We start from the raw sequence: 12,503 nt of genomic DNA, 5'->3' as shown, positions 1-12,503 counted from the left end.
GAGCGGGTGCCTAAGGTTGCGCCGATGGTGCTCACCGACAGAGTTCTCATGGGGCCCGGCCCCTGCAACCCGTACCCCGAGATCGCCGAGGCGTTCGCCCGGCCGATGCTCGGACACCTCGATCCGGAGTTCATCACGCTCCTCGACGAGACCAACGAACGGCTCAGGACCGTCTTCGGCACGGCCAACGAGTTGACCTTCCCGGTCAGTGGAACCGGCTCCGCCGGCATGGAGGCGGCCTTCGTCAACGTGATCGAACCCGGAGACGTCGTGGTGGTCGGCGTCAACGGCGTGTTCGGCGGACGGATGTGTGACGTCGCCGAGCGCTGCGGAGCTGAGGTCGTGCGCGTCGAGGAGGACTGGGGTCGCGCCATCGACCCGGAACGTCTCGTCGAGGCGCACCCCTCCCCGAAGATCGTCGCCGTCGTCCACGCCGAGACGTCGACGGGTGTCCGCAACGACATCGCGGGGCTGTCCGAGGGTGCTCCGGACGCGCTGATCCTCATCGACTGCGTCACGTCGCTCGCCGGCATCGAGGTGGCCATCGACGACTGGGGGGTGGACCTCGCCTACAGCGGCACGCAGAAGTGCCTGGGTGTCCCGCCCGGCCTCGCGCCGCTGACGGTGTCCGAGCGGGCCCGCGCCGCCATCGTCGAACGCCCCCGCTCCTGGTACCTGGACCTCAACATGATCGCCCGGTACGTGAGCGGTGACGGCGCCCGCGCGTATCACCACACCGCCCCCATCTCGATGATCATGGCCCTGCACGCCGGGCTCGGCGCCATCCTCGACGAGGGACTCGAGGCGTCGATCGCCCGCCACCGGGCGTGCGGCGAACGCCTCCAGGCCGGGCTCGTGGACCTGGGCTTCACCCTCTGGGCCCAGGAAGGGCACCGCCTACCCGAGCTCACGACCGTCGAGGTCCCCCTCGACCGCCTCCCCGCAGGGACGGACGAGGCCGCGGTGCGGCGCCGTCTCCTCGACGAGCACGGCATCGAGATCGGTGGCGGGCTCGGTCCCGTGGCCGGCAAGGTCTGGCGCATCGGCTGCATGGGCCACACCGCACGGCAACGCAACGTCACCCTCCTGTTGGGTGCGCTGTCGGAGATCCTGGAAGGCTGAGGCGGTGAAGCGTCCCATCGCTCTGGGCTCCCGCAGCGAGCCCGGCCCGGTCCTGGTGGGACGCAGAGTCACTCTGCGTGCGTTGCGTGCGAACGACTTCCGCGCGTGGCGCGAGGTCCGGCGACGCAACGTGGACTGGCTGACGAAGTGGGAGCCATCGCGGTCGCCCGGTTCGCCGGATCCCGTGGAGGACCGCTCGGCGTTCGTGGCCCGTTGCAGCGCCCGTGACAGGGAGCGCCAGATCGCCACCGGTTACGGCTTCGGCATCTTCGTCGGTGACCGTTTCGTGGGCGAGATGAACCTCAACGCGATCCAGCGGGGACCGTTCCAGAGCTGCTACGTCGGCTACTGGATCGACGAGGAGGTGGCGGGCAACGGCTACACCCCCGAGGCGCTCGCCGCCATCTTGCGCTTCGCCTTCGAGGAACTGCGCCTCCACCGTGTCCAGATAGCGATCGTGCCGCGTAACTCGGCGAGTCGGCGTGTGGTCGACAAGCTCGGGATCCGCGATGAGGGGATCGCCCGCCGCTACCTGGAGATCAACGGGACCTGGGAGGACCACATGCGCTTCGCGATGACCGCCGAGGAGTGGTCACAGCGCCGCGCCGAACTGGTCGACACCTGGCTCTGAGCCGTCGGGCAGGTCGAACATTACGACGAGGTGACCTGTAACCAGATCGTCATACCGATATCGTCGCCCAGGTGGCCCGTCGTCCGCCTGCCAGAGTCGCACTGAGGGTGCTCCAGGCGATTGCGCTCGGTCTGGTCGTCTGGCTGTTGGTCCTGCCCCGTCTCGGCGACACGGCTGACGTCTTCCGTGTCGTCGACGACGTTCCGCCCGGGATGCTCGTCGTCGGCGCTCTCCTCGGCTTCGCCGCGTTCGCCGCGTACGCGCAGGTGACCTCCTCGCTGCTACCTGCCGGAGTCCGGCCTCGCCCGCGTCGCATCCTTGGCATCGTCATCTCGTCGCTGGCGGTGAACCGCACCGCGCCGCTCGGGATGGCCGCCGGCAGCGTGGTGACCTACCGGCTGCTGCGGCGCGAGGGGGTCGACGGGTCCGACGTCGCGTTCGCGATGACCGTTCAGGCAGTCGGCTCGGCGATCCTGCTCCAGGCGCTGCTGTGGGCCGCGATGGTCCCACTCGTGCCGATCTCCGGATTCGCCCCCGGTGCTGTGGCCGCGGCTGCCATCGGGCTCGTGGCCCTCTGCATCGTGGGGGTCGCCCTGTGGGCCCTGTTCTTCCGCCCGGCACTGTTCGCACGCGGCCTCGCAGGGGTCGCGCGATGTCTCCCCGGCTCCGGGGCGGACCGTGTCGGTGCCGCCGTCGACGGTGCCCGCGCCCGCTGGGGCCACCTCGCACGGGACCGGTCGAGGCTGCTCGGCGGGATCACGTGGGGGCTCGCGAATTGGCTCTTCGACGCCGCCTCGCTGTGGGTGTTCCTCGTCGCGTTCGGCGCGAGTCCCTCACCGGTGTGGGTCCTGGTCGCGTTCGCCGCGGCGAACGTCATCTCGATGGTCCCGATCAGCCCGGGCGGGCTCGGCATCGTCGAGACGACTCTCGCCGCCACCCTCATCAGCGTCGGCTCGGCATCCGCGCCGGTGTTCGTCGGCATCGCCGCCTACCGGTTGGTCCACTACTGGCTGCCGATCCCCGCCGGGGCGTTGTCATACCTGGTCCTGCGTCTGACCCGACCGGATGCGTCGCCTACGGACGCGGCGCCGGACGTCGACCTCGTCGCGCCGGCCTGAACCTCGTCGACCCCGGCTGAGGCGGCCTTGCCCCGCTCACGTCGGTGCCCGGGACGGCTGCGCGGGCTCAGCCCGACGAGATCTGTGAGCGGAGCTTCGCGACGAGCGCACTGAACTCCGGTTGTCCCATCGACCACGCCTGGGGTTCGGCCTCCATCTCCACGGCCTGGCCCGCCTCGGTGATCTCGCGGCAGTCGTCGAGGGTGCGCTTGGCCCGGCGAACGAGCTCGGTGGGGAAGCCGGCGGACTTCGCTGCGATGGCGGTGGACTCGGTGAGCAGTGCATCGTCGTCCACGCAGCGCCAGGCGAGTCCGACCCTTTCGGCTTCGGCCCCGTCGAGGGTCTGGCCGAACAGGACCATGGCCGCCGCGGCCTGGGTGCCGCACCGTCCCGCGAGGCGCCAGATGTGGCCGCCGCCCGGGTGCAGGCCGATCTGGACGAACCGCGAGTCGAAGCGGGCGGAGCGCCCGGCCACGATCACGTCGCAGGCCAGCGCGAGGTTCATGCCGGCGCCGACCGCGGGTCCGTTGACCGCGGCGATCGTGGGGAGCCCGCAGTTGGCGAGGCGCAGGAACCCGCCGTAGATCCGGCGGACCTCGTCGTGGTCCATCGCGTCGAGCAGGTCGTTCAGATCCGCCCCGGCGCTGAAGGCTGAGCCGGCGCCGGTGACGACGACGGCCCCGGCGAGGTTCTCGGATTCGATCCGGTCCAGTTCCTCGATCAACTCGCCGTTCATGGCGAGGTTGACGGCGTTGCGGCGGTCCGGGTCGTTCAGCGTGATGGTCGCCACGCGGTCGGTGATCTCACTCAGGACGAAGCTCATGACCGAAGTCTGGCAGACCGGTCGGACTCAGTAGAGGTCCGTGTCGATGCCCGAGGCCTCGTCGGCGTCGTCGAGGTGGCGTCGGCCCTCCTCGCACCTCTCCAGAAGCGGGCACCAACGACAGGCCGGTCCGGTGCGCTTGACCGCGCCGCCCGGTTGCTCACCGAGCTCGATCATGCGGCTGGCGCCGTCCAGTAGGCGTTCGGCCGCGGCGAACAGGAGGTCCTCGTTGACGTCCTCGGCCTCGAAGCGCGCCCGGTCGAGGTAGTACGAGGCGACCCGTCGCGGTGGTGTCCCGATCCGGATCGTCTCGAGGAGCGCGTAGAACCGCAGGTCCTCGCGATGTTGGGGGTGCGTCCGCCCGGTCTTGAGGTCCAGGAGGACCTTCCCGGCGGTGCTCCCCTCGGCGCGTCCGAGGGTGAGGTCGACCTTGCCCGTGAGAACGACCCGCCCGTCGAGCAGTTCGGAGCGTACCCGGCTCTCGGTGACGGGTCGCCAGCGTGACTTGAGGGGCGGAAAGCACTCGAGGAACGCGGAGACCCGGTCGTTGGCGATGGACCGCAACTCCGCGAGGTCGACCTCGGCGAGCGTGCGGAGCCATTGGCCGAGGGACCAGTCGTCCTCGGCGAGGCGTGCGAGCGACTCGTCGACGAGGTCCAGTGGTTCCGGTTCGCCCTCGAGGTGCACCGAGAGTTCGATCGCCTTGTGGGCGACCACGCCGCGCGCCATCGGAACGGTCCACGCGAACGGGTCGGCCTGTTCGGCGAGGTAGCGCGCCTCGCAGCCGTGGACCATGGCGAGGGCGTGCTTGGTGACGACCACCGGGTCCTGCGGGTCGACCTCGTGGGCGACGGCGGCGAGGTCAGCCTCGACATGGGCGCGCAGGCGGTCTCCCAGTGCGGGGTCGAAGCGCGGCCGCTCGTCGGGTGTCGCGCCGAGTTCGGCGAGCACGGCGCGCTGGGCGGGGGTCAGTTGTTCGGACTCCACCTGTTCATCATCACACCCCGACGCCGTATGGCGCCGTTCGCAGCGTTGTCACACCCGGTCGTCATCATGGGTGTCGATGGAGTACGGGCCGCCAACACGTCGTGGCGCCGTCACCGACGGTGCCTCCTCTCCGGGTCCGGCGCCGGCCTCGCTGCGTTTCGCCGAGGCCGCCCGCCGGCTCGGAGGTGTGGCGCGTACACGCGGCCTGCGGGCGCCGACGTTCCGGAGCCCGCCGAAGGTCGTCGGCGCCACCAGGACGCTGCACCGCCGTGACGACGGTTCGTGTTCGGTGGCGGTCCTGGTGAAGGGTCGGCCCTGGCTCGCCGTGCTCGCGGACATGGTGGAGGGCGTCGTCGCGGCCAACGACCTCGACGGAGTCGAGGCCGGCCGCCTGAGGACGGATCTGTGGGTGGTGCTCGCCGAGGCGGGTGTCGCCGCGGCCTGAACTCAGCGGATGAACTTCAGGGCGGGGAAGCGGCGATCGAACCATCCCTGCAGGGAGAGACGGCCGGCACCGACCCAGGCGATTCCGCCGAAGGCGGCCATCTCGATGACATGGCTGGAGTTGATCGGGTTGTTCTCGGGCCAGACGTCGCCCGCCAGGAACATGAAGGCCATCAGCAGTACCCCGCCGACAGCTGCGATACGCGTCCCGATACCGGTCATCAGCGCGATTCCGCCGAGACCGAGCGCCGCCATGAATCCGATGTCGGCGAAGCCGATCGAGCTCGGCCCCGACGACGCCATCCAGCTGAACAGATCGCCGGTGTGGCTGCCCCTGGTGGCGAACTCGAGATAGCCGTACGTCGGCGATCCGCCCTGGATCATCGCTGCGTCGCAGCCGAAGTCGATGGCGGACGAGTCGCCGGCTCGGCACGTGGCGAAGCCGAGGCCGAACATCTTGTCGAGGAAAGCCCACAGGAACGACCACCCCAGGAGGATCCGCAGGATCGTCCAGAACAGCATTCCCCGTGGTTCGCCGGTGGTCGTCGAGTCGCCGGTGCCCTCGCCTGTCGCGCGCGCAGCCTGGTCGATGATCGTGGTCACGTGAGCCCTCCCCGTGTTTCCCGCCTCGGCGTTTTCGCCGGGTCCGGTCCATGGTCGTGAGTCCTGCCGACCCGGTCCAGAGACGAACGTCACATACCAGACAGCTTTCGTCAAGGTCCACCCGCCGTGAGCCGGCGGCCGGTCGAAGGGTCCCCGGGCTCATGTGGTTCGTCGTCGTGGCCCGCGCGACGATTGCGGAATGAAGGCCACCGCTGACCTGTTCGACGACCACGGCGAGCGACTCTGGTCGTGCGTCACCCAGTTCCGTGATCTGGGCGGTGTGACGGCGTTCGGCGGTCCGGTAAAGACCGTGCGCTGCGACGACGACAACCTCGACGTCCATGAGGTCCTCTCCGAAGACGGCGGGGGAGCGGTCCTGGTCGTGGACAACGACGCTTCTCTGAGGGTCGCCATGGTGGGCGATCGCATGGGTGCGCGCGCCCGCGACAACGGCTGGGCGGGTGTGATCGTCAACGGCGTCGTCCGTGACGTCGTGGAACTGGGCACGATCGCCGTGGGGATCAAGGCCCTCGGCACGAACCCGGCGCGTGCGACCAAGCGCGGTGGCGGCGAGCGGGATGTGCCCGTCGAGTTCGGCGGCGTCGTGTTCCGGCCGGGCGCCTGGGTCTACTGCGACGCCGACGGCGTGGTCGTCGCACCCCACCAACTCGACTGAGTGCCTCGGGGCCACCGCTACCGGGCCCACGGCTAGCGTTGCGCCACGGCCCGGGTGGCGGAACGGCAGACGCAGAGGGCTTAAACCCCTCGGCTCCTCAGGGGGCGTGTGGGTTCGACTCCCACCCCGGGCACGGCGCTAGTCTGATGGCTTGTCGATTGCCGGAGGCGTGAACATGGATACCGACACGGACAACGGGGAGCACCCCTACGAGGCTCCGGAGATCTGCGACGTCGATCCCGGCGATGGTGAGTTCGCGGTGGTCGGTGGGGTTCTGTCGAAGGGCGCCTGACGCCGACGCGGCGTCAGGCTTTGTCGAGCCGGACGATGTCGAGCGGCCCCGGCCGTGACGGTCGGGCGATCATCCTCGCCGCGCCGTCGTCGGCCAGGAGATCGAGGACCGCTGTCGACAGCGACGGCGACCACTGCTCAGCGGTGTAGAGCCGGCCCGTTTCCCGGTCCTGGTCGACGGCCGGCAACGCCTGCCCCTGCGTGATCCGGTGAAGGCAGGCGACGGTGAGGTCGACCGCGGCCTCCCGCTGGCGTCTGAGGATGGCCGCGTAGTCGTCGCCGGGACAGGGTGGTGTGGCCAGCTGTGCTGCGATCGGCCCGCCGTCGATCACCGGTGACATGTGGTGCACCGTGATGCCGATGCCGTGCGGATCCCAGCCGAGCAGGGCCCACGCGGTGGTGTAGAGCCCGCGGTACCACGGCGCCAGACCCCAGTGGACGTTGAGTGCGGTGCCCGCGAGGCCGAGGACGTCCTTGCCGAGTAGTGACCCGCCGTACGCCAGGAGCACGTCGGGTCCCATCTCGCGCAGGGTGGCGCGCACTCGTGGATCCGAGGCGTCGCGCACCGGGAGGGTCTCGATCCCGGGGTCCAGTTCCACCGGCGTGGTGGGGGAGAGCGGGCCCCGTCGGACGCGGTGCACCGCAGCACCGAGTCGCCGACGTGCCCGCGTGTGTAGCGCGGCACCTTCGCTGTGTGGTCGTCGGGCCGAAGCCCTGACGGGTGCCTCCTCGACGATCAACAGCGAGATCCCGCAGGCCCGGTGGATCGCATTCATGGACCGGCGCATCCCGTCGCCGCCCGATGCGATACAGACGGTGCGGCGTGGTGCGTCCATCGCGTACGAGCCTAGGCGTGGGTCCATCGCCACCAGGCGAGAGGATGGGGGCCATGAGCGACGTGAACGATGCGGTTCGTGAGATGGTCGAGGCCCAGGTGGGCGACGGCACCCAGATCGGGATCCAGGTGGCGGCGGTTCTCGACGGCGAGGCGATCGTCGACGTCGCTGCCGGGTCTATGGGACCTGATGACGACAGGCCGGTCCGTCACGACACGCTGTTCGCGAGCTTCTCGGTCACGAAGGGGGTGGCGGCGCTCGCCCTGGCCCAACTTGTCGATCGGGGGCTACTCGACGTCGACGAACCCGTCGCCGCGGTCTGGCCGGAGTTCGCCGCCAACGGGAAGGAGGCGGTGACCGTCGCCCAGGCAGTGAGCCACCAGGCCGGGCTGCATGCGATGCCCGAGCCCTTCGCTCTCGAGCACCTCATGGACTGGGACGCGGGGTTGGCCCGGATGGCACAGGCGCGCCCGGCGTGGGAGCCGGGGTCCGCAGTGGGATACCACGCAGTGACCTTCGGCTGGATCGTCGGCGGGATCGTGGCGGGGGCGACGGGTCGCCACATCCGCGACTGGGTTCGCACCGAGATCGCCGAGCCGCTCGGGGTCGCCGGTGAGTTGTCCATCGGAGTGGACGGGCCCACGGACGACCCGGACCGTTTCGCGACCCTCGAGATCGTCGCAGCCGGTGAGGGCTTCGACATCCCTGCCGACTCCGACTTCTACAGGGCGATGCCGCGGGCGATGTGGGAGCACTACAACTCGACAGAGGTGCGCCGGGCGTGCATGCCGGGTGCCAACGGTCACTTCAGCGCCCGGGCGCTCGCCCGCCTCTATGCCGCACTGGCGGCGGGAGGCGAGGTCGACGGCGTCCGCCTCGTCGGTGCCGACGCCCTCGCTGTCGCCACCCGGGTCCGGGCGAGAGCCACCGACCGGGTCTTGGGTATCCCGTTGCGCTACGGGCTCGGATTCCAACTCGGGGGGACCATGCCGGTGGCCGGCGGCGGCGAGGTCCACGGCGCCATGGGGCCCCGCGAGACGACGTTCGGCCATGGCGGCGCAGGTGGCTCGACGGCCTTCGCCGATCCGGTGACGGGCCTCGGGGTGGCGGTGACGATCAACAAGATGGCTTATCCCGCACCCGGGACCGGCCCGACCGTCGAGATCTGTGAGTTGATCCGCTCAGCTGTGAGTTGATCCTCCGGGGCCTGGCCCCCGGGTCACTCCGGGTCGCGGGTGTCGACGATCAGTACCGAGCACGGGGCGTGATGGCTGATCGAGTTCGGTACGGAGCCGAGGATGAACCGGCTCGCCGAGGTCATTCCCCGGTTGCCGACGACGATGAGGTCGGCATCGATCTCCTCGGCGAGTGTGAGGATCGCCCTGGCGCCGGCCTGCGGCCGGACGTGGATCTCGACCGACACCCCGAGTTCGCGGATGGGAGCGACGAACTCCTCGAGATGGTGGGCCACCTCGCTGATGGTCCCCTCGTCGGCGATCGACGCGGCGGCGATCGCGCCCTCGGTGCCGGCCATCACGACCGGACTGCCGAGTCCCTGCACGAGGTGCAGCGTCGCGCCGGTGGCCTGGCAGAGGCCGACGGCGTGGTCGAGGGCCCGGCGGGACCTCTCCGAGCCGTCAGTTCCCAGAACGATCTTGTCGTACATCGGTCACCTCGTCACCGACCCGGGGTCGGCGTAGCGGTCGCAGCGGGCGCACGATACATCACGTCATGCCGGTGCATGTCGGGGCCGAAGGTCGGTCCGGGCTCGCGAGGGTCGCGTCCTACTGCTGTGGGTGCTCGTCGCATGGAACCGCCGAGGACGCGAGCCATGCGTCGTAGTCCCGTGCCCTGGCATGGAACTCATCACCGACGGTGGGATGCGGGAGTGCAAGGAACCGTCGTTCGGCGAGTGCGCGCAGTGCCACCTCCGCACACAGGCGTGGCTCGACGAAGTCGGCCATCGTGGGTGCCCCTCCTTCGGACGGTGGAGCATCGGCGTTTCGAACCTCGTCGGGATGGCCCGACATCGCGGTCCACACCCCGGCCGGGCACAGGCACGTCACGTGGATGCCCCGGTTGCGGTAGTTGAGCGCCACCCATTCGGCGAACCCGAGTGCGCCGTGTTTGGTGAGCGTGTAGCCCGGACCCATCGGACCGGTGATGAGTCCTGCGGCCGACAGCGTCTGCAGGAGACTCCCGCGTCCGCGTGCGACCATTCCGGGAAGCACCGCTCGTGCAGCCCACACATGGGCGAGGAGGTTGACGTCGGTGATGCGACGGAACTCCTCGGGAGTGCTCCACAGTCCGTCGGCGGGGTCGGCGATGCCTGCATTGGAGCAGAACAGCTCGACGGGACCGAACGCCTCGGTCGCGGCCGTCACGAGGCCGGTCACGTCGGACTCCTCGGCGACGTCGCAGCGGACGGCGAGTCCTCCCACCGCGTCGGCGAGGTTCTGCGCGGCCGTCAGGTCGACGTCGGCAACGACGACCCTCGCACCCTGTTCGGCGAGCGCCTCGACGAGGGCGCGACCGATGCCGTGCGCTCCGCCGGTGACGACCGCGCAATGCCCGTTCAGGTCATGGACCGGCGCTGGAGTCACGCCTCAGTCGTGACCCGGGATGCGTCGGCCGCTGATGCGGTCCGTGTCGATCCGCAGGAAGCGACCCTTGTACCCGTCGGCCCACGGTTCGACGTCGAGGCTCTCGGCGTCCATGAGATCGTCCAGTTTCTCGATCTCGGTGCCGGTGCCCTGGATCACGATGCTCCAGCCGAGCTTCCTGTCCTCGTCGACGGAGTCGACCTCGAATGCGACGCCCTCGCCGAAGACCGCAGCGGCGAGCTTGGTCCCCGGCGCCGTGTTCACGACGATCGAGCGACCGTCGACGACGTAGTTCACGGGGAAGATGTCGGGAACGCCACCGATCGAGACGGCCAGGCGGCCGACCGCCGTCTTCTTCATCAGGGACCAGCACTCGTCCTCAGAGAGGGTCTCCATGCCCGTCCGCCGGTCGATCTCACTCATCGGGACTCCTTCGTTGGGGGCTGGCTACAAACTACTGCCGAAGCCCCAGGGCGTGGAACGGTCCTTCGACCGTTGCGTGGTCGCTCACCCGGGCGGAGGTAATCTCGCCCCGAGAGCGGTGCCGCACCCCGAGGGCATCCTGGAGGATTCGATGAGCGACCTGTTGGGCCTGTCCTTCGACGGCCCGGCGTCCCCGGCGATCTCGATGTCGGACGATCCGTGGCCGCTCGCGAGCGGACCCGACTGGCGCAGCGGCTGGGGCATCGCCTGGTATCCGGTGGGTGAGCTCGCGGCTGCCGTCGTGAAAGACCCGGTCTCCACGGGCTCCGACGTGATGTCGGCCGTTCTTCGGGACTGGGACAGGTTCCGCTCGACGATTTTCGTATGTCACCTGCGCGGCGCCGCGAAGCGGGCGGCGCACCGTGACACGCACCCCTTCCTGCGGGCGTACGGCGGGCGGACCTGGTCCATCGCCCACAACGGAGACCTGCGCGGGGATCTCGGCGCGAGGCTCCCGATCCACGGCCCGGAGTTCGAGCCGATCGGTCAGACGGACACCGAGCGGCTCTTCGGCTGGCTGTTGTCGTGTGCCCGTGACGCCGGCGCAGCGACTCTCTCGGAGTTCGGCTACGACCGCCTCGCGGACCTCTTCGCCGAGGCCAACGAGCTCGGCACCCTCAACGTGGTGTTGTCCGACGGCCTGGACCTGATCGCCTATCAGGACCGATCCGGACACAACCCGATGAGCTGGCGACGCCGTGTGCCGCCCCACGCCGCCCACGTCCTCGAGCGCAACGGGATCACCCTCGACCTCTCGGGCCCTCTCGACGAGAACCGTACGGCGCTCGTCGTGTCCACCGAACCCCTCGACGACGGCGAGTGGACGACGATGGCCCCCGGACAACTTCTCGTGATCCGGCGCGGTGCGATCCACTACGACACGGGTGCGCTGACGGATCCGGTTCCGGTCCTCGCCGACGCCCACGAGATGCCCGACCCCGGCCTGCACACGCCTGGCGTCACAGCGGCGCCGGTGGCCGCTCAGCGTCGCCCACCGGAGCGGCTTCTCGAGGTCAACCACCGCACCACGTACACCTACGACGAGCCGGTCGTGCGCAGCTCGCACCGCTTCCGCCTGGTGCCCGTGCGTGACCGCGATCAGCGCATCCAACTGCACTCGCTGGAGATGAGCGTGGACGGTGTCCGCACGGACTGGGAAGACGTCTTCGGCAACGACGTGGCGGGCTACGAGATCGAGGACCCGTTCACCGAGTTCTCGATCGTGGCCCGGTCCATCGTGCGCGTCCGGGAACTGGAGGACCCCTCGCGGCGGGCGGACCGTCCGACGATCCCCCTGGTCTGGATGCCGTGGCAGCGCCAGATGATGTTGCCGTACCTGCTGCCTCCGGAGCTGCCTGAGATCCAACTCCTCGAGCTCTCCGAACTGGCCACCGGCTTCGCCGAGCGGAACCGCAACGACCTGTGGGCGACCCTGGAGGACATGAACGTCACGATCCACCGTGACTTCACCTACCACCCGGGCGCGACGACGCTCGCGACGACGCCGTGGGAGGTCTATACGAAGCGTGCGGGCGTCTGTCAGGACTTCGCGAACCTCCTGATCTGCCTCGCCCGGCTCACGGGAATCCCGGCCCGCTACCGGACCGGCTACATCTACACCGGCGCCGACTACGAGAACACGATGCAGTCAGAGGCGTCCCACGCCTGGGTGGAGGTCTATCTGCCCCACCTCGGGTGGAGGGGACTGGACCCGACCAACGGCTGTGTCGTCGGCCCGGATCACGTTCGGGTGGCATGCGGGCGCAACTACATCGACGCGACTCCGACGGCGGGGACCATCCACCGCGGTGGCGGCGCCGAGTCCCTCCACGTCGAGGTAAGGGTCGAGCCGCTCGATCCGGGGCCCCCCATCGAGTGGTGAGTCG

14 protein-coding genes and 1 tRNA gene are annotated in these 12,503 nt (G+C 69.7%); 8 read left to right on the top strand and 7 right to left on the bottom strand.

The features are described 5' to 3' along the window. Positions 1 to 24: 24 nt before the first annotated feature. From RIE08_13420 to RIE08_13410, 3 genes are all read left to right on the top strand, one after another. Positions 25 to 1,122: an alanine--glyoxylate aminotransferase family protein gene (locus tag RIE08_13420; protein MEQ8718605.1), complete on the top strand. Its 1,098-nt coding sequence runs from the start codon at positions 25 to 27 to the stop codon at positions 1,120 to 1,122. Between the two features lie 4 nt (positions 1,123 to 1,126). Beyond that, entirely contained in the window at positions 1,127 to 1,753 is a 627-nt protein-coding gene (locus tag RIE08_13415) for a GNAT family protein (protein ID MEQ8718604.1), read from the top strand. Positions 1,754 to 1,824: 71 nt separating this feature from the next. After that, the gene (locus RIE08_13410) at positions 1,825 to 2,871 is read left to right on the top strand and encodes a YbhN family protein (protein ID MEQ8718603.1); all 1,047 of its coding nucleotides are present in this window, start codon (positions 1,825 to 1,827) and stop codon (positions 2,869 to 2,871) included. Positions 2,872 to 2,938: 67 nt separating this feature from the next. Here RIE08_13410 and RIE08_13405 read toward each other — a convergent pair whose 3' ends face one another. After that, on the bottom strand, positions 2,939 to 3,694 hold the full coding sequence (locus RIE08_13405; GenBank protein ID MEQ8718602.1) for an enoyl-CoA hydratase-related protein: 756 nt from the start codon (positions 3,692 to 3,694) through the stop codon (positions 2,939 to 2,941). Positions 3,695 to 3,721: 27 nt separating this feature from the next. Then, positions 3,722 to 4,681, bottom strand: coding sequence for a PD-(D/E)XK nuclease family protein (locus tag RIE08_13400; protein ID MEQ8718601.1), 960 nt, complete (start codon positions 4,679 to 4,681; stop codon positions 3,722 to 3,724). Between the two features lie 76 nt (positions 4,682 to 4,757). On the opposite strand from RIE08_13400, the gene RIE08_13395 reads away from it, so the two are divergent. Beyond that, positions 4,758 to 5,126 (top strand): hypothetical protein, encoded by a 369-nt coding sequence (locus RIE08_13395; GenBank protein MEQ8718600.1) that lies wholly within the window; start codon positions 4,758 to 4,760, stop codon positions 5,124 to 5,126. A gap of 2 nt (positions 5,127 to 5,128) precedes the next feature. Here RIE08_13395 and RIE08_13390 read toward each other — a convergent pair whose 3' ends face one another. Next, positions 5,129 to 5,728 carry a DoxX family protein gene (locus tag RIE08_13390; GenBank protein MEQ8718599.1) on the bottom strand — a complete coding sequence of 200 codons (600 nt, stop codon included), beginning with the start codon at positions 5,726 to 5,728 and terminating at the stop codon, positions 5,129 to 5,131. Positions 5,729 to 5,927: 199 nt separating this feature from the next. Here RIE08_13390 and rraA point away from each other — a divergent pair, with 199 nt between their 5' ends. Next, positions 5,928 to 6,404 carry a ribonuclease E activity regulator RraA gene (gene rraA / locus RIE08_13385; GenBank protein ID MEQ8718598.1) on the top strand — a complete coding sequence of 159 codons (477 nt, stop codon included), beginning with the start codon at positions 5,928 to 5,930 and terminating at the stop codon, positions 6,402 to 6,404. Between the two features lie 48 nt (positions 6,405 to 6,452). Continuing rightward, a tRNA-Leu gene (locus RIE08_13380) sits at positions 6,453 to 6,537 on the top strand. Between the two features lie 172 nt (positions 6,538 to 6,709). Here the strand turns inward: RIE08_13380 and RIE08_13375 are convergent. Continuing rightward, complete coding sequence (locus tag RIE08_13375; protein MEQ8718597.1) at positions 6,710 to 7,531, bottom strand: formyltransferase family protein; 822 nt, start codon at positions 7,529 to 7,531, stop codon at positions 6,710 to 6,712. Positions 7,532 to 7,584: 53 nt separating this feature from the next. On the opposite strand from RIE08_13375, the gene RIE08_13370 reads away from it, so the two are divergent. Continuing rightward, positions 7,585 to 8,727, top strand: a complete 1,143-nt coding sequence (locus tag RIE08_13370) for a serine hydrolase domain-containing protein (protein ID MEQ8718596.1) — start codon at positions 7,585 to 7,587, stop codon at positions 8,725 to 8,727. A gap of 23 nt (positions 8,728 to 8,750) precedes the next feature. Here RIE08_13370 and RIE08_13365 read toward each other — a convergent pair whose 3' ends face one another. From RIE08_13365 to RIE08_13355, 3 genes are all read right to left on the bottom strand, one after another. After that, complete coding sequence (locus RIE08_13365; protein MEQ8718595.1) at positions 8,751 to 9,197, bottom strand: universal stress protein; 447 nt, start codon at positions 9,195 to 9,197, stop codon at positions 8,751 to 8,753. A gap of 118 nt (positions 9,198 to 9,315) precedes the next feature. Next, positions 9,316 to 10,134, bottom strand: coding sequence for an SDR family oxidoreductase (locus RIE08_13360; protein MEQ8718594.1), 819 nt, complete (start codon positions 10,132 to 10,134; stop codon positions 9,316 to 9,318). A 3-nt stretch (positions 10,135 to 10,137) separates the two neighbouring features. Further along, positions 10,138 to 10,557 (bottom strand): pyridoxamine 5'-phosphate oxidase family protein, encoded by a 420-nt coding sequence (locus RIE08_13355; GenBank protein MEQ8718593.1) that lies wholly within the window; start codon positions 10,555 to 10,557, stop codon positions 10,138 to 10,140. 151 nt (positions 10,558 to 10,708) lie between these two features. Between RIE08_13355 and RIE08_13350 the strand changes: the two genes are divergently transcribed. Continuing rightward, positions 10,709 to 12,499: a class II glutamine amidotransferase gene (locus RIE08_13350; protein ID MEQ8718592.1), complete on the top strand. Its 1,791-nt coding sequence runs from the start codon at positions 10,709 to 10,711 to the stop codon at positions 12,497 to 12,499. The last annotated feature ends 4 nt before the right edge of the window (positions 12,500 to 12,503 follow it).

The sequence above is a fragment of the Acidimicrobiales bacterium genome, from assembly GCA_040219085.1.
Taxonomy (GTDB): domain Bacteria; phylum Actinomycetota; class Acidimicrobiia; order Acidimicrobiales; family JAVJTC01; genus JAVJTC01.
This window is presented reverse-complemented; position numbering and strand designations above follow the sequence as displayed.

Bases quoted from the DNA above. Each gene is read 5' to 3' on its own strand.
- RIE08_13420 (MEQ8718605.1), top strand. From the start codon at position 25: ATGGTGCTCACCGACAGAGTTCTCATGGGGCCCGGCCCCTGCAACCCG.
- RIE08_13405 (MEQ8718602.1), bottom strand. From the start codon at position 3,694: ATGAGCTTCGTCCTGAGTGAGATCACCGACCGCGTGGCGACCATCACG.
- RIE08_13395 (MEQ8718600.1), top strand. From the start codon at position 4,758: ATGGAGTACGGGCCGCCAACACGTCGTGGCGCCGTCACCGACGGTGCC.
- rraA (MEQ8718598.1), top strand. From the start codon at position 5,928: ATGAAGGCCACCGCTGACCTGTTCGACGACCACGGCGAGCGACTCTGG.
- RIE08_13375 (MEQ8718597.1), bottom strand. From the start codon at position 7,531: ATGGACGCACCACGCCGCACCGTCTGTATCGCATCGGGCGGCGACGGG.
- RIE08_13370 (MEQ8718596.1), top strand. From the start codon at position 7,585: ATGAGCGACGTGAACGATGCGGTTCGTGAGATGGTCGAGGCCCAGGTG.
- RIE08_13365 (MEQ8718595.1), bottom strand. From the start codon at position 9,197: ATGTACGACAAGATCGTTCTGGGAACTGACGGCTCGGAGAGGTCCCGC.
- RIE08_13355 (MEQ8718593.1), bottom strand. From the start codon at position 10,557: ATGAGTGAGATCGACCGGCGGACGGGCATGGAGACCCTCTCTGAGGAC.
- RIE08_13350 (MEQ8718592.1), top strand. From the start codon at position 10,709: ATGAGCGACCTGTTGGGCCTGTCCTTCGACGGCCCGGCGTCCCCGGCG.